Annotated in this window: 12 protein-coding genes; 7 read left to right on the top strand and 5 right to left on the bottom strand. The window is 56.5% G+C overall.

What is annotated here, in order from left to right; genetic code table 11:
- Positions 1-9: 9 nt before the first annotated feature.
- Complete coding sequence (gene rluB, locus G5154_RS04930) at positions 10-933, top strand: 23S rRNA pseudouridine(2605) synthase RluB (RefSeq protein WP_005347347.1); 924 nt, start codon at positions 10-12, stop codon at positions 931-933.
- A gap of 111 nt (positions 934-1,044) precedes the next feature.
- On the opposite strand, the gene G5154_RS04925 is transcribed toward rluB, so the two are convergent.
- The 4 genes from G5154_RS04925 to G5154_RS04910 are packed head-to-tail and all read right to left on the bottom strand — an operon-like array spanning position 1,045 to position 5,559.
- The gene (locus G5154_RS04925; RefSeq protein ID WP_421250440.1) at positions 1,045-1,671 is read right to left on the bottom strand and encodes a bifunctional 4-hydroxy-2-oxoglutarate aldolase/2-dehydro-3-deoxy-phosphogluconate aldolase; all 627 of its coding nucleotides are present in this window, start codon (positions 1,669-1,671) and stop codon (positions 1,045-1,047) included.
- A gap of 14 nt (positions 1,672-1,685) precedes the next feature.
- Positions 1,686-2,648 (bottom strand): sugar kinase, encoded by a 963-nt coding sequence (locus tag G5154_RS04920; protein ID WP_421250439.1) that lies wholly within the window; start codon positions 2,646-2,648, stop codon positions 1,686-1,688.
- Positions 2,645-4,069 (bottom strand): glucuronate isomerase, encoded by a 1,425-nt coding sequence (uxaC, locus tag G5154_RS04915; RefSeq protein ID WP_421250438.1) that lies wholly within the window; start codon positions 4,067-4,069, stop codon positions 2,645-2,647. Before uxaC ends, G5154_RS04920 begins: the two co-directional genes overlap by 4 nt.
- A gap of 41 nt (positions 4,070-4,110) precedes the next feature.
- Complete coding sequence (locus tag G5154_RS04910) at positions 4,111-5,559, bottom strand: fructuronate reductase (protein WP_421250437.1); 1,449 nt, start codon at positions 5,557-5,559, stop codon at positions 4,111-4,113.
- 316 nt (positions 5,560-5,875) lie between these two features.
- Here G5154_RS04910 and G5154_RS04905 point away from each other — a divergent pair, with 316 nt between their 5' ends.
- The 4 genes from G5154_RS04905 to tesB all read left to right on the top strand — a co-directional run bounded on the left by G5154_RS04905 (position 5,876) and on the right by tesB (position 10,276).
- Positions 5,876-7,192, top strand: coding sequence for an MFS transporter (locus tag G5154_RS04905; RefSeq protein WP_005347334.1), 1,317 nt, complete (start codon positions 5,876-5,878; stop codon positions 7,190-7,192).
- A gap of 116 nt (positions 7,193-7,308) precedes the next feature.
- Positions 7,309-8,052 (top strand): FCD domain-containing protein, encoded by a 744-nt coding sequence (locus G5154_RS04900; RefSeq protein WP_005347333.1) that lies wholly within the window; start codon positions 7,309-7,311, stop codon positions 8,050-8,052.
- A gap of 27 nt (positions 8,053-8,079) precedes the next feature.
- Positions 8,080-9,267, top strand: coding sequence for a mannonate dehydratase (gene uxuA / locus G5154_RS04895; protein WP_421250436.1), 1,188 nt, complete (start codon positions 8,080-8,082; stop codon positions 9,265-9,267).
- Between the two features lie 142 nt (positions 9,268-9,409).
- Entirely contained in the window at positions 9,410-10,276 is an 867-nt protein-coding gene (gene tesB / locus G5154_RS04890) for an acyl-CoA thioesterase II (RefSeq protein WP_421250435.1), read from the top strand.
- Between the two features lie 78 nt (positions 10,277-10,354).
- On the opposite strand, the gene aceK is transcribed toward tesB, so the two are convergent.
- A complete protein-coding gene (aceK, locus tag G5154_RS04885; protein WP_421250434.1) occupies positions 10,355-12,082 on the bottom strand; it encodes a bifunctional isocitrate dehydrogenase kinase/phosphatase in 1,728 nt (575 codons plus the stop codon).
- A 206-nt stretch (positions 12,083-12,288) separates the two neighbouring features.
- Here aceK and G5154_RS04880 point away from each other — a divergent pair, with 206 nt between their 5' ends.
- Positions 12,289-12,996: a tRNA/rRNA methyltransferase gene (locus G5154_RS04880; RefSeq protein WP_421211903.1), complete on the top strand. Its 708-nt coding sequence runs from the start codon at positions 12,289-12,291 to the stop codon at positions 12,994-12,996.
- 250 nt (positions 12,997-13,246) lie between these two features.
- Positions 13,247-15,706, top strand: a complete 2,460-nt coding sequence (gene thrA, locus G5154_RS04875) for a bifunctional aspartate kinase/homoserine dehydrogenase I (RefSeq protein ID WP_421250433.1) — start codon at positions 13,247-13,249, stop codon at positions 15,704-15,706.
- Position 15,707: the final 1 nt, after the last annotated feature.

Raw genomic sequence — 15,707 nt, 5'->3', positions numbered from 1 at the left:
GTAACCCCGATGAGTGAAAAACTGCAAAAAGTGTTGGCCCGCGCGGGTCACGGCTCCCGTCGTGAGATGGAGGCCCTGATCACCGCAGGTCGGGTCAGTGTGGATGGCAAGGTCGCCACACTGGGGGATCGCGTCGAAGTGAACGCCGTGATCCGGGTGGATGGTCACCAGGTCAAGACCCGTGCCGCAGAGGAAGTGATCTGCCGCGTACTGGCTTACCACAAACCGGAAGGGGAGATGTGTACCCGTCACGATCCGGAAGGTCGTCCCACCGTGTTTGATCGTCTGCCCAAGATGGAAGGGGCCCGCTGGATCGCGGTCGGCCGCCTCGACGTCAACACCTCCGGTCTGCTGCTGTTCACCACCGACGGTGAGCTGGCCAACCGCCTGATGCACCCGAGCCACGAAGTGGAGCGGGAATACGCGGTACGTGTCTTTGGCGAGATCACCGAAGCCATGCTGCAGCGTCTGCGCAAGGGCGTGCAGCTGGAAGATGGCACCGCCAAGTTCAACAAGATCAAGCCGGCTGGCGGTGAGGGTCTGAACCAGTGGTTCAACGTCACCCTGACCGAAGGTCGCAACCGTGAAGTGCGCCGCCTGTGGGAATCCCAGGAAGTGCAGGTGAGCCGCCTGATGCGGATCCGCTACGGCGACGTCAAGCTGGACCGCGGCATCCCTCGCGGCGGCTGGCAAGAGCTGAAACTGCCGGAAGTGAACTACCTGCGCGGTCTGGTCAACCTGCCGCCGGAGACCGAATCCAAGGTCGACCTGCAGCAGGATGGCAAAACCAGCCGTCACAAGCAGGCCGCCCAGATCCGTCGCGCCGTGCAGCGTCACAAAGAGATGCAGGGCAAAGAGCCGCGCGCTCGCGCCACCACCGCCCGTCGCAAGCCGCAAGCCTCTACCCGCAACTCAGGTACCGGCAGCAAGTAAGCCGACAACCCGTTGCGAACTGCGTGCCGTTCAAGTGCGCCGTCGGCCAAATAAAAGGCCCGCACCATCTGGTGCGGGCCTTTTTTGTCAGCGCGTTGCCTGGCGGCAATATTATTGGACCTGTGCCACTGCTTCACGAGTGAGTCGGCCGATCTCTTCCCACTGTTTCTCTGCGATCAGTTTCTTGTCGACCATCCAGGAACCACCACACGCAATGACCCGCGGGATCGCCAGATATTCATTGATATTGTGAGTCGAGATCCCGCCCGTGGGCATCAGCGTGATCTGGGTATAAGGTGCCAGCAGCGCCTTGATCATCGCGCTACCACCCGATGCTTCGGCCGGGAAGAACTTCAGGGTCGTCAGCCCCATCTCCAGCGCCGCTTCAATGATGCTGGGGTTATTGACCCCCGGGATGATCGGGATGTCGAGCTCCTGACAGGCCTTGACCGTATTGGGGTTAAAACCGGGGGAGACGATAAAGGTGGCACCCGCCTCTTTGGCTGCGATCACCTGATCGCGGTTGAGCACAGTGCCCGCGCCAATCAGCATCTCAGGTTGGCTCTGGCGCAGCAGCCGGATCGCCTCGACCGCGGCAGCGGAGCGGAAGGTGATCTCGGCAACCGGCAGGCCGTTATTGGCCAGTGCCGCCCCCAGTGGAATGATATCTTCAGCCTGCTCGATGGCGATCACCGGGATCACTTTCAGGGCTTGCAGTTGTTCAGTAATGGATGACATTCGGTTGACCTCGTTTAGTGTGATGCCGGTTTGATGAAGCTGTCGGTGACACTGCGGGTGGCACTTTCCGGAATAATTGCCCCCTTGTGCTGAATGACGATCCCCGCCAGTCGGTGGCCCATGCGGGCGCACTCGTCGATCGCCCGTCCTTGCAGGTATCCAGCCAGAAAACCGGCATTGAAGGAGTCACCGGCCGAGGTGGTATCCACCACCTTGCTGACCGCTTGGGTAGGGATAGTGATGGCAGGTTCCCCGGTTTGCAGGGCCTGGTAACAGCAGCCAGCCGCCCCCTGTTTGACCACCGCCTGCTGCACCCCGGCCGCCGTGAGGCGCTGCAGGGTCCGGGTCACATCCTCGTCCCCCCACAGGGCCTGCTCATCGTCGTCGGTGACCAGAGCCAGCGTAGTGATGGCCAGCAGTTGCTGGTAACAGGCCCGGGCGTCGGCCGGACTCTGCCACAGGGCGGGGCGATAGTTGCTGTCAAAGATGATCGCCACGTCCGCCCGGTGCAGTTCAGCCAGCCACAGCAGCAGCGCCTGCCGATCTGCCGCGGGCAGGATCGCCAGCGAAATACCGCTGAGATAGAGCGCATCCACGTCGCTGACGGCCTGCTTGAGCCGTGGCAACTGCGGATGCTGCATCAGGTAACGGGCAGCCGAATCGTTGCGCCAGTAGAGGAAGGTGCGCTCGCCGTGCTCATCAAGCTGGATAAGATAGAGGCCGGGATGGCGCTGTTGGTCGATGAGCACCGCGCTGGTGTCGATCCCGGCCTGTTGCCAGCGCGCGATGATTTGCTGGCTGAGAGGATCCTGGCCCATGGCGGTCAGATAACTCACCTGAATATCGGTGGGTTGGGAGGCTCGCGCGAGATAGATGGCGGTATTGAGGGTATCGCCCCCGAATGATTGCTGCATGTCGCCAAAAGGCGTGCCATTGAGCTCAATCATGCACTCCCCGAGCAGGGCAATCCGTTTCATCCCCGGGCTCCTGGCAGTTGAAAGTAGCGGGCTGCATTGTGATAGCAGATATCCTGGATCATTTTCCCGGACAGCTGCAGGTCATTGGGGATTTCGCCCTGCTCAATCCAGCGCCCCACCATGTCGCACAAAATGCGGCGGAAATATTCGTGGCGAGTGTAGGAGAGGAAGCTGCGGGAGTCGGTCAACATGCCGACAAACTGGCTGAGCAGACCGAGTTGAGAGAGCTGCTCCAGCTGGCGCTGCATGCCATCTTTCTGATCGTTGAACCACCAGCCTGAGCCGAACTGGATCTTGCCTGCAATGCCTCCCCCCTGGAAGTTGCCCGCCATGGTTGCCAGCACCTCGTTATCACGAGGGTTAAGGCAATAGAGGATGGTCTTGGGCAGCTCATCGGTTTGATCCATCTCATCCAGCAGATGAGCAAGCTCCCAGGCAAACGGCTTGTCTCCGATAGAATCAAAGCCACAGTCTGCGCCAAGCAGAGTGAACATGCGGCTGTTGTTATTGCGTTGAGCGCCCAGATGCAACTGCATCACCCAGCCTCGCTTGGCGTATTGACGGCCGAGCCATACCTGAACGGCAGTGGAGAAGGCTGCAATCTGCGATTCGTCCAGCACCTCTCCGGCCAGTCGGCGCTGGAGCAGTTGAGTCAGGGTCGCATCGGAGGGAACTGGTGCATAACGCACTATTTCGATACCGTGATCCGCTGCCCGGCAACCATGTCGGGCGAAGTGTTCAAGGCGCCGTTCCAGCGCGGTCAGCAAGTCGGCAAAGGTAGTAATGTCGACATCGGCGGCGGCACCCAATGCCCCAATGTAGTCAGCAAAACCGGCTTGCTCGATCTTGAATACCTTGTCGGGGCGCCAGCTGGGGAGCACCTCGATAGCAAAACCGGGCTCCTCGGCAATCTGGCGATGATAGATAAGTGAATCAACCGGATCATCTGTGGTACCGACCATGCGGACATTCATCTGCTGCATCAACCCGCGGGCAGAAAATGCCGGGGTGGCGAGCAGTTCGTTGCAGTGATCCCATACCTTGTCGGCGGTGTTTGGCGCCAGGGTGATACCCTCCAGACCGAAGGGGCGGCGCAGTTCGAGATGGGTCCAGTGATAGAGAGGGTTACCCAGCGTTTGCGGGACTGTCTGTGCCCACGCATTGAACTTGTCACGACTGCTGCTGTTTTTTCCGGTGATCAGTGCCTCCGGGATACCGGCGCTGCGCATGGCTCGCCATTTGTAATGGTCCCCCTCCAGCCAGATCTGGCCCAGATCATCGAATCGGCGATCTTCGGCGATCTCCCGTGGATTGAGATGGCAGTGGTAGTCATAGATAGGCATATCAGCGGCATAGTCATGGTAGAGATGACGTGCCGCATCGCTGTTCAAAAGAAAATCCTTACACAGGAAAGACTTCATATTCATTTCTCCCTTGGCTCTGTCATTGCCAGATATGGTGATTAGAGCGCAGCGACGCAGTGACGGGCACCGTGGTCAAGCAGTCCTTGATAGGCCCGAGTGACCGCATCGACAAAAGCACCCTGTTGCGGCAGTTCCGGGCCAAAGATGGCCTCAATGGCCAGCAACGGTTTGACCACGTTGCAACTGAGGCCGTGCTCTGCATAGATCGCCTGGAAGCGGGGTAGCAGGGGATCCCTGACATCGATCACCTCACCGTTTTTTCCCTCACCGCTGACATAACGCATCCATCCGGCGATGCCCAATGCCAGATGCCGGTAATCACTGCCGTTCTTCAGATGGAAGAGGACGGAGTCGACCATGCGTTGTGGCAGCTTTTGACTGCCATCCATGGCGATTTGCCAGGTCTGGTGTTTGAGCGAGGGGTTGGTGAAACGGGCGATCAGTTGTTGGGCATAGCCCTCGAGATCAGTTCCAACAGGCATGTTCAGGGTTGGCGCCTGTTCATTGAGCATCAGATCAAGTGCTGCCTGGCGGTAGGCCGGATTGGTCATGGTGTCTGCGATATGGGCATAGCTGCCGAGGTAGCCGAGATAGGCGAGAAATGAGTGGCTGCCGTTCAGCATGCGCAATTTCATCTCTTCAAAGGGCACGACATTGCTGACAAATTCGGCACCGGCCAGATCCCAGTCCGGTCGGCCATTGACGAAATTATCTTCAATCACCCATTGCCGGAATGGCTCGCAGGCAATACCACAGGGGTCAGCCACACCAATGGCCTGCTCAATCTCGGCCAGCGTCTCCGGGGTGGCTGCAGGTACGATGCGGTCGACCATGGTGCAAGGAAAGGTGACCTGCTCACGGATCCAGGATGCCAGCTCTCCATCGAGCAGTTCGGCAAATCCCAGAATGGACTGACGTGCAACATGACCATTTTCCTGCACGTTGTCGCAAGACATGACAGTAAAGGGAGGGAGGCAACGCTCTTTGCGCAGGCGCAGGGCGGCAACGATGCAGCCGATGGCGGAAGTGGGGGCATCAGGGTGCAGCAAGTCGTGCTGGATCAACGGATTCTGCGGGTTGAACTGCCCGGTGGCAGGGTCTGCACAATAGCCTTTTTCAGTGATCGTCATGGATACAATGGCGACTTGCGGTTCTGCCATCTTCTCTAGGATGGCGGACATGCCATCAAAGGTGGGATGCAGTGACTCCACCACAGAACCAATCACTTTGGGGTGTACGCTCTTGGCCCCCTTCTCCAGCACGGTGTAGAGGTGGTCTTGTGCTCTGAGCGAACGGATCAGCTCCTCTCCACCGAACAGGTTGACCTCGCAGATCCCCCAGTCACCTCCGCCAGCTGCGAGCGTCTCATGGGTAATCAAGGCTTGGTGGGCTCGATGAAACGCGCCGAAGCCGATATGAACTATCCGGTTTCGCAGTGCTGCTCGCGGATAGGGGCTCAACATCAATTCACTCAGCTTGTTCTTCATCTTTTCTTGCCTCGATTTATAAATTTTTGCACATCACCAGAGTCGCAGGTTGGCGCCACAGGCGTCAGCCAACCGTTGTGTGTCGTGACATGACTTGTGTGGGTAACTGGGATATCAGCCTCTGCATGCTATCTCCAGGTCAGCCATAAGTCTATTTTGGTTGACCAAATAGATCTTTTTTTGAGATCGAGATCAACCAAATGAGTTAAGTTGGTTGATCTATGGCTGTCACCTCAAGATGATGGCCGCACATCGCAGTAGTCAATATGCCTTGATGTGGCCTGACTCATTTAAATTGGTGGTTGAAGGATTCATTATGAGCATCAAAGTTAAAAACTTGAGGTGGTATATCATCGCTTTGGTTTGTCTTGGCACAATAGTCAACTATTTATCCCGCAGCTCATTGAGTGTTGCCGCACCTCAAGTAATGAGTGAGCTGAATTTTACAGAAAAAGAATATTCATGGATCGTAAGTGCATTTCAGATATGTTACACAATTGCACAGCCGATTGCTGGTTATATAATCGATATGATTGGTTTGAAAGTAGGCTTTTTTATTTTTGCAGTCGCTTGGTCTCTATTTAATATGGCGCATGCATTTGCTGGCGGCTGGATTAGTTTGGCGGTATTGCGTGGCGGCATGGGGTTGACGGAGGCTGCGGCTATTCCAGCAGGGATGAAAGCCAGTGCCGAATGGTTTCCAGCCAAGGAGCGTGGCATTGCCGGTGGATTGTTTAACGCTGGCACCTCAGTCGGAGCCATGCTTGCTCCTCCGTTGGTAGTCTGGGCAATGCTAACCTTTGAAAGCAGTGGGTTAGGCACTGAAATGGCATTCATAATCACCGGAGGTGTGGGGATCCTCTTTGCGATCACCTGGTTTCTTGTATATCGCTCCCCCAGAAAACATAAATGGATTTCCCAGAACGAGCTGACATATATAGAAGAGGGGCAAGAGAAACATCTCACAGCTAATGAGGGTAAGCCTGAAATAAAAGAAATTATCAAACAGCGTAATTTTTGGGGCTTGGCAATAGCAAGGTTTCTAGCAGATCCAGCTTGGGGAACGCTCAGTTTTTGGATGCCTCTATACTTGACTTCGGTAATGCATCTTCCTCTTAAAGAAATTGCCATGTTTGCTTGGTTACCATTTCTTGCTGCTGATTTTGGATGTATTGCGGGTGGATTTATTGCAAAGTTTTTCATGGAAAAACTTAATATGACAACACTGAATGCACGGCGAGCTACTTTCACCATTGGGGCGATACTTATGTTGGCAATTGGCTTTGTCAGTATTATTAAGGATCCCTACGTGGCGATTGCCTTGATGAGTATCGGTGGATTTGCTCACCAGACGTTGTCAACCGTGGTTATTACCATGTCGGCAGACCTTTTCAAGAAGAATGAAGTGGCGACAGTCGTTGGCCTTGCGGGTTCGGCAGCCTGGATTGGCCAGCTATCGTTCACTCTGGTGATGGGGGCCTTGGTGGCAATTATTGGTTATGGGCCTTTCTTCATTAGCCTCAGTGTCTTTGACTTGGTGGGTGCCGTTGTGCTGTGGGTATTGCTAAAAGAGCCGGCAGCCCAGAGGTTGACTCATCTTCACATGGAGAAGGCTGCAACAACGCTCTCATAAGCATGTCAGAGGGTCTCCAAGGTGTTGATAGTGGATATCATGATTACTTTGGTTGACCAATTGTTGTTGGTTGCTTACCATTTTGGAAAACTACGCTACCAATTTGAGAGCAAGCCATGAGTGTTGAAGTAAAGCGTCAATATCGTGAAGTTGGTGAGTTTATCAAGGAAGAGTTGGCTTCAGGCAAGTACGCCTTGGGCTCCCGTCTTCCTCCTGAGCGCGACATTGCTGAACAGGTGGGAGTGGGGCGCTCTGTGGTGAGAGAGGCTCTCATCATGCTCGAGATTGAAGGTTTTGTAGAAGTGAAGAAGGGGTCCGGTATTTATGTCATTGCGATCCCCTCCGAGCCAAATTTCAGCCCGAATGACACCGTGATGGGACCTTTTGAACTGCTGCAAGCCCGGCAATTGCTGGAGAGCAATATCGCAGAGTTTGCCGCCATTCAGGTGACTCCGTCAGATATACAAAAAATGCGCGCAGCCCTGGAGGCCGAACGTCGTGATGTCGAGAGTGGTGAGGGTGAAGAGGGTGATATGAATTTTCACCTGGCAATAGCCGAAGCGACTCATAACAACATGCTGGTGGCATTGTGGCGCCAGTCTTGGGTTAGTCGAGAAAATAACCCGATGTGGCAGCATTTGCATGACCGGATTGCCACTACTGAATATCGCAAAGAGTGGTTGAATGACCATGTTGCAATCTTGTCTGCAATGCAAAAAAAAGATCCTGCGGCAGCCAAACTGGCGATGTGGACCCATTTAGAGAATGTCAAACAGCGATTGATGGAGTTGTCAGATGTTGATGCTCCCGAGTTTGACGGATTTTTGTTTGGCTCTTATCCAGTCAGATTTTCAAGTTAGCGAACGAATTTAAACTAAGAGGTAGTAATGGAACAAACATGGCGCTGGTATGGGCCTAATGACCCGGTAACCTTGAATGATATCAAACAGGCGGGGGCAACTGGTATTGTGACTGCCCTGCATCATATACCAAATGGTCATATCTGGAATAAAGACGAGATACTCGCTCGCAAAGCATTAATTGAAGAAAAAGGTTTAACCTGGTCGGTAGTTGAAAGTGTACCTGTACATGAAGAGATCAAGACACATTCTGGCCAGTATCAGCAATGGATAGAGAACTATAAAGAGTCGATCCGTAATCTGGCTGCATGTGGCATCGACACGATTTGCTATAACTTCATGCCCGTACTGGACTGGACCCGAACCGATCTGGAATACGAGATGCCGGACGGTTCCCGAGCCCTGCGTTTTGACCATATTGCGTTTGCCGCCTTTGAGCTCTACATCCTCAAGCGCCCGGGTGCCTTGCACGAATACTCACCGGAAGAGCAGCAACAGGCATTCAGCTACTTTAATGAAATGAGCCCGGAGCAAATAGAGACACTGACCCGGAATATCATTGCCGGCTTACCTGGTGCTGAAGAGGGTTATACTCTGGAAGCATTCCAGGCTCAGCTGGATAAATACAAGGATATCGACAAAGAGCGTTTGCGGGAGCACATGGCCTATTTTCTCGATGAAATAATCCCTGTTTGTGAAGAGTCAGGCGTCCGTTTAGCTGTCCATCCGGATGATCCTCCCCGCCCGATCCTGGGGTTGCCGCGTATCGTCTCTACCATTGAGGATATCGCATGGCTGGTTAACCGAATTCCCAGTCAGGCCAATGGTATTACCATGTGTACCGGCTCTTATGGTGTGCGTGGGGATAATGACCTGGTTGATATGATAAAACGTTACGGGAATCGTATTTACTTCACCCATTTGCGTTCAACCAAGCGGGAAGATAATCCGAAGACATTCCACGAAGCGGCTCACCTTGATGGTGATGTCGACATGTATAATGTGGTATTGGAAATTGTACGTGAAGAGCAACGGCGACTGAAAGATGGTGATAATAGACTTATCCCCATGCGGCCAGATCATGGTCATCAGATGATTGATGACCTGAAGAAGAAAACAAATCCAGGATACTCATGTATTGGTCGTCTTAAAGGGCTGGCTGAAGTGAGGGGATTGGAAATGGGTATAACCAAGGCATTTTTCTCAAATAACTGACCATTATCGTGTCTGGTTGAATAGAAGACAGGAGGCTATCGAGCCTCCTTTCTTCTATCCGGAAATCCTTGATTGCCAGCCAAAAGATTGCGCCCCGGATCAGCTCTTGTTAGCCTGTGCGGCTCTGATATAGGAGTGAACAATGAGCAAGGTACTTGATGAGCTGCTGGCGTTGCTGGCGCTGGAAAAAATCGAGGAGGGCCTGTTTCGGGGCCAGAGCCAGGATCTCGGTCTTCGGGCCGTGTTTGGCGGACAGGTAATGGGGCAGGCCTTGTCAGCCGCCAAGCAGACGGTCGAGACCGGCCGTCAGGTTCACAGTTTTCACTCCTACTTCCTGCGTCCGGGGGATGTGACCCGTCCCATCGTCTATGACGTGGAGAATATCCGTGATGGTCAGACCGTCTCCACCCGCCGGGTCAAGGCGATTCAGGGCGGCAAGCCCATCTTCTATCTCAACGCCTCGTTTCAGGTGCCGGCCGATGGTTTCGAGTATCAGGCGCAGATGCCCACCGGCATCACCCCGCCGGAGGAGCTCAAGAGTGAGCTGGAGCTGGTGCGCCCCTACGAGAACCTGATCCCGGCCTCCCTGCGCGACAAGATCCTCTGCGAGCAGCCCATCGAGATGCGTCCGGTGACCCTGGTCGACCCTATTCGCCCGACGGTGCAGGATCCGGTGCGTCACGTCTGGTTCAAGGCCAACGGCCAGATGCCGGACGATCTGCGGGTGCACAAATACCTGCTGGCCTACGCCTCCGACTTCAACTTCCTGCTCACCTCGCTGCAGCCGCACGGGGTGTCGTACTGGGAGCCGGATATGCAGGTGGCCACCATCGATCACTCCATGTGGTTCCACCGGGATTTCCGCTTCGACGACTGGCTGCTCTACGTGGTAGACAGCCCGAGCGCCAGCGGCGGTCGCGGTCTGGTGCGCGGCCAGTTCTTTACCCGTGATGGCATGCTGGTGGCGAGCACCATGCAGGAGGGGGTGATCCGCCGTCGCGGCAGTTAAGGCGCAAAGCGGTCAGCAAAACGGGGTGGCTTGGGCCACCCCGTTTTCGTTGCTGCGATGTGCGCGGATTCTGTGGACTCAGCCGCCGCGCTGGTATTTGAAGCGCTTCTTGCGCCGGTAGGGATAGACATCCTCGAACACCCCCACCTTGATGTTGCTCTGCAGCATCTTCCAGTAGTTGGCGTCGAACATCTCCTTGTGCAGCTGCAACATGATCTCGCGCACCTGTGGCTTTTGCAGCAGGAAGGTGGCGAACTCCTCGGGGAAGATGTCGTTGGGGGCCACCGAGTACCAGGGCTCGGCGCTCCACTCATCCTCGGGGTAGCGGGGCGGCGGGATCTGGCGGAAGTTGCACTCCGTCATGTAGCAGATCTCGTCGTAGTCGTAGAAGACCACCCGGCCATGACGGGTGACGCCAAAGTTCTTGAACAGCATGTCCCCCGGGAAGATGTTGGCCGCCGCCAGCTGCTTGATGGCGTTGCCGTACTCCTCCAGCGCGAGCCGCGTCTGCTGCTCGTCCGCCTTGTCCAGATAGAGGTTGAGGGGGATCATCTTGCGCTCGGTGTAGAGGTGCTTGATCACCAGTTTGTCGTCGCTGATGGTGAGCGCCGACGGCGCCACTGTCTTGAGTTCGGCAAGCAGTTCCGGCGAGATGCGATCCAGCGGAAACTCGAAGTTGGTGAACTCCTGGGTATCGGCCATCCGGCCAACCCTATCGTGCTGTTTAACCAGCCGGTATTTCGCCTTTACCTGCTCGTGGCTCACATCCTTCGGGGGAGTGAACTCGTCTTTTATCACCTTGAACACCACATCGTAGGAGGGGAGGGTAAACACGCTCATCACCATCCCCTTGATGCCGGGGGCGATGATGAACTGATCCCGACTCTGTGCCAGATGGTGGCGGTAGTGGCGATAGAGCTCGGTCTTGCCGTGCTTCTGGCAGCCGATGGCGTTGTAGATCTCGTAATCGGGCTTGTGGGGCATGATTTGACGCAGGAAGGCGACAAACAGCGCCGGTTCGCGGGCATAGACCATAAAGTAGGCGCGGGCGAAGCCAAACACGATGGAGGCGAGATCCGGCTCGAAGATGACGGTATCCACATAGATGCTGTGGCCGGTGCTGAGCAGGGGCAGGATAAAGGGGAACACCTGATCCTTGACCCGAATAAGCCCCACCAGATAGGCCCCCTTGTTGCGGTAGAACACCTCTTTGAGCAGCTCGATGGCAAACGGCTCATCATGAAGGATGTGCGGGCCGTTCTCGGCAAGATGGCGGTGGATGTCGACAATATCCCGCTGCTTGTCCTCATAGGGGAGGGTGAAGCTGTAATCCCCCAGCAGCTGACTCAGGGTCTGCGGCAGGTGGGCCAGATCGGTGCGATAGATGCGCAGCAATGCGCTGAGATCGGGTTTGTCACCGCGGCTGACGAAGGGGTGGATATAGAGGTTTTCGTCGCGGATATTGCGATGGCGAAAGATCCGGCGATAGACGGAGTTGAAGAAGGACTCCGCCACCTCGAAGTTCTCGCACTTGGGCAGCAGATCGCTGAAGGCGCTTTTGACCCGCTTGAGCAGCTCCTGGGTGGCGTGGTGCTCCCCCATCATCTGGCGGATGGAGCTGGCGGTAGCCCCCACATGGTGGTCATAGAGGCGAATTCGCTCGCGCCCGGCGAGCTGTACCCCCAGCCAGTCACTGTTCTCGAAGCGGCTCTTGCTGCCCTGGGTTATCTCGAGAAACCGGCTGTAAAACGACTCGAAGCGTTGCAAGATAGTCTCGGCGACGGCCTGTTCCAATGGCTGCTGCATCTCTCTCTTCCTTGTGATCTGTCGGGCCGATAGCGCGAAGGATTGGGTGTAATTTGTTCACACGTCAGGCCACTATCGCAACATTCAAACGTCTGTTCAAGTGGCAATTTTCGGGGATAAACGGTAGATTGCGCCCCTGTTTTGGTGATGGTTTAGCGACTGTTTGCTGTCTGTTTGAGAGGCCATCCGGCCTGTGAGGAAACCCGATGAAGCTCTATTTTGTCCTGGTGGCACCTGCCCGACCTGCAAATGTGGGGGCGGCTGCCCGCGCCATGAAAACCATGGGATTCGATGCCATGCGACTGGTGGCGAGCCGGGTACACGAAGAGGAGGAGGCGAGCTGGGTGGCCCACGGCGCCCAGGAGATCCTGACTCAGGCCGAAGCGTTCGATACCCTGCCCGAGGCGCTGGCCGACATGGATCTGGTGATCGCCACCACCGCCCGCCAGCGTGGTCGCTACCAGCACTACCTCACGCCGGGGGAGATCCGCGAGCAGATCCGCGCCAAGCCTTCCCTCAACAAGGTGGCCATCGTTTTTGGCTGCGAAGAGTCTGGCCTCTCCAACGAGCAGCTGGCCGAGGTCGACCTCATCAGCTATCTGCCCCTCAAGGTGAGCTACCCGTCCCTCAATCTGGGGCAGGCGATCATGCTCTACGCCTACGAGATGAGTCAGCTGATGGATGAGCTGAACGCCGACGGTGCCGCTGCGGTAGCAGAAAATTTTGATAACGCTGGGCAGGTTCGGGTGCTGAAAAGCAAAACAGCAGAATTGCTGGGTGAACTCGGAGTTTCGCAGGATGAAAAACTGCATCAATGGGTGATGGACCGGGTACCCATGCTGCCGCAGCGGGATTTGAACATGCTCCACCTGCTCTGCAAAGACCTTGCGCGCAAACTTGGCAAAGAGGTTTAAGTTGACAGCCCAAGGCCAGCCGCGGTATTGCTAAAAGCCAGCTTCGTCAACGAGTGTTCGTCATGCAGTTATTCACCAACGTCATCACCACCACCATTATTACCGGTACCACCACAGGTGGCACTGGGGCCGGTTGATGCGCTGACGAACAAGCACAGAAATCAGAAAAGGCCCGTACCCACCCAGTACGGGCCTTTTTGTTGGGTTGGTTTTTAGATTGAATTTCATGGATTTACAGGGAGAGAAAGCGATGAGAGTGTTGAAATTTGGCGGGTCTTCACTGGCCGATGCAGAGCGTTTTTTACGGGTGGCCGATATCGCGGTCAACACCCACGGCCAATCTCAGGTAGCCCTGGTGCTGTCTGCACCTGCCAAGGTGACCAATCATCTGGTGGCGCTGGTCGAGCAAACCAGCCGCGGCATGGATGCCAGTTCCACCCTGTTTGAAGTCAACGGCATCTTCTCCCGCCTGCTGGCCGGGTTGAAGGCGGCCTATCCGGCGCTCGATGACAAGGCGCTGCTGGCCCGTCTCACCGCCGAGCTGGATCAGGTGGAGCGTCTGATGCAGGGCATCCGTCTGCTGGGCCTCTGTCCGGACAACGTGCAGGCGCGCATTCTGAGTCGTGGCGAGAACCTCTCCATCGCCTTTATGCACGAACTGCTGCGGGTGCGCGGCCTGGATCTGGAGCTGATCGTGCCGGAAGAGCTGCTGGTGACCGATGGCGGTTATCTGGAAGCCCATGTCGATATCGAAGCCTCCCGCCTGCGCTTTGCCGCCAAGGGGCTGCGTAGCGATTGCCTCTACCTGATGCCGGGCTTTACCGGTGGCAGCGACAAGGGGGAAACCGTGCTGCTGGGCCGCAACGGCTCCGACTACTCCGCCGCCGTACTGGCTGCCTGCGTCGATGCCGAGTGCTGCGAGATCTGGACTGACGTCGAGGGCTGCTACAGCTGTGACCCCCGTCTGGTGCCGGATGCCTACCTGCTGAAAACCCTCTCCTACAAGGAGGCGATGGAGCTCTCCTACTTCGGCGCCAAGGTGCTGCACCCTAAAACCATCGCGCCGGTGGCCCAGTTCCACATTCCCTGCCTCATCAAGAACAGCTTCAACCCGCAAGGGCCGGGCACCCTGATTGGCCCGGAGAGCGGCGACGATGACCTGAAAGTGAAGGCCATCTCGGATCTCTCCGGCATGTGCATGTTCAACGTCTCCGGTCCCGGCATGAAGGGGATGGTCGGCATGGCCGGTCGCATCTTCTCCGCCGTCTCCCGCGCCGGGGTCAGTATCGTGCTGATCACCCAGTCATCTTCCGAGTACAGCGTCAGCTTCTGTATCCACAGCTACGACCAGGATAAGACTCGCAAGGTGCTGGAGCGCGAGTTCGAGCTGGAATTCAAAAACCAGCTGCTGGAGCCGCTGGATATCATCAGCGATCTGGCGATCATCTCCCTCATCGGTGACGGCATGCGCACCAGCAAGGGGATGGCAGCCCGCTTCTTCACCTCGCTGGCGCAAGCTTCCATCAACATCGTCGCCATTGCACAGGGCTCCAGCGAGCGCTCCATCTCGGCGGTGGTGCGGGATCGCAAGGTGGCGGAAGCCATCAAGGCGTGCCACCAGAACTTCTTTGGCAGCCAGCAGTTTATCGATCTGTTTGTGGTTGGGGTCGGCGGCGTCGGTGCCGCGCTGGTGGATCAAATTGCCCGCCAGCAACCGGTTCTGGCCGAGCAGGGCACTGGCCTGCGAGTAGTCGGCATCGCCAACAGCCGTCAGATGGCGGTCAATAAGGATGGCCTGAACCTCGCCAACTGGCGTGAACAGCTGGTGGAAGCCCGCGACAGCTTCTCGTTGGAAGGAGTGAAAAAGCTGGTGGAAGATAGCCATATCATCAACCCGGTGATCGTCGACTGCACCTCCTCCGAGGCGGTGGCCGTCCAGTACGCCGACTTCCTCGCTGCTGGCTTCCATGTGGTCACTCCGAACAAGAAGGCCAACACCGGCTCGCTCGATTACTACAAGGCGCTGCGCCGCACCGCCCGCCAGACTCGTCGCAAGTTCCTGTACGAGACCAACGTGGGCGCCGGTCTGCCGGTTATCGAGAACCTGCAAAACCTTATCAAGGCCGGTGACAAGCTGCGTGCCTTCGACGGCATTCTGTCCGGTTCCCTCTCCTTTATCTTCGGCAAGCTGGATGAGGGGATGGCCTTCTCCGAGGCAACCCAAATCGCCCGTGGCAACGGCTTTACCGAGCCGGATCCTCGCGACGATCTCAACGGCATGGATGTGGCGCGCAAGCTGCTCATTCTGGCTCGTGAGGCTGGCATGGCGCTGGAGCTCTCCGATGTCGAAGTCGAGCAGGCGCTGCCGCCCGGCTTTGATGTGAGTGGCGATGTGGAAGCCTTTATGGCCCGTCTGCCCGAAGCTGACGGCTGGTTCCGCGACCAGTTCGCCGCCGCCCAGCGTGAAGGCAAGGTGCTGCGCTATGTGGGTTCCATCGAGGGTGGCAAGTGCAAGGTGGCCATCAAGGCGGTCGGTGGCGACGAGCCGCTGTTCAAGGTCAAAGATGGGGAGAACGCGCTCGCCTTCTTCTCCACCTACTACCAGCCGATCCCGCTGGTGCTGCGTGGCTATGGCGCCGGTACCGAAGTGACTGCCGCTGGCGTCTTTGCCGACGTGCTGCGCACCCAGAACTGGAAGCAGGAGCTATAAG

Origin of the sequence: Aeromonas sp. 600527 (genome assembly GCF_049175415.1) — a bacterium.
GTDB lineage: Bacteria > Pseudomonadota > Gammaproteobacteria > Enterobacterales > Aeromonadaceae > Aeromonas > Aeromonas veronii_A.
Note: the sequence above shows the minus strand (reverse complement) of the source record. Positions and strands in the feature narration are given on the sequence as shown.

What these genes read in the sequence shown, in the direction of transcription:
- rluB (WP_005347347.1), top strand. Translation starts at nt 10, where the DNA reads ATGAGTGAAAAACTGCAAAAAGTGTTGGCCCGCGCGGGTCACGGCTCC.
- G5154_RS04925 (WP_421250440.1), bottom strand. Translation starts at nt 1,671, where the DNA reads ATGTCATCCATTACTGAACAACTGCAAGCCCTGAAAGTGATCCCGGTG.
- G5154_RS04920 (WP_421250439.1), bottom strand. Translation starts at nt 2,648, where the DNA reads ATGAAACGGATTGCCCTGCTCGGGGAGTGCATGATTGAGCTCAATGGC.
- uxaC (WP_421250438.1), bottom strand. Translation starts at nt 4,069, where the DNA reads ATGAAGTCTTTCCTGTGTAAGGATTTTCTTTTGAACAGCGATGCGGCA.
- G5154_RS04910 (WP_421250437.1), bottom strand. Translation starts at nt 5,559, where the DNA reads ATGAAGAACAAGCTGAGTGAATTGATGTTGAGCCCCTATCCGCGAGCA.
- G5154_RS04905 (WP_005347334.1), top strand. Translation starts at nt 5,876, where the DNA reads ATGAGCATCAAAGTTAAAAACTTGAGGTGGTATATCATCGCTTTGGTT.
- G5154_RS04900 (WP_005347333.1), top strand. Translation starts at nt 7,309, where the DNA reads ATGAGTGTTGAAGTAAAGCGTCAATATCGTGAAGTTGGTGAGTTTATC.
- uxuA (WP_421250436.1), top strand. Translation starts at nt 8,080, where the DNA reads ATGGAACAAACATGGCGCTGGTATGGGCCTAATGACCCGGTAACCTTG.
- tesB (WP_421250435.1), top strand. Translation starts at nt 9,410, where the DNA reads ATGAGCAAGGTACTTGATGAGCTGCTGGCGTTGCTGGCGCTGGAAAAA.
- aceK (WP_421250434.1), bottom strand. Translation starts at nt 12,082, where the DNA reads ATGCAGCAGCCATTGGAACAGGCCGTCGCCGAGACTATCTTGCAACGC.
- G5154_RS04880 (WP_421211903.1), top strand. Translation starts at nt 12,289, where the DNA reads ATGAAGCTCTATTTTGTCCTGGTGGCACCTGCCCGACCTGCAAATGTG.
- thrA (WP_421250433.1), top strand. Translation starts at nt 13,247, where the DNA reads ATGAGAGTGTTGAAATTTGGCGGGTCTTCACTGGCCGATGCAGAGCGT.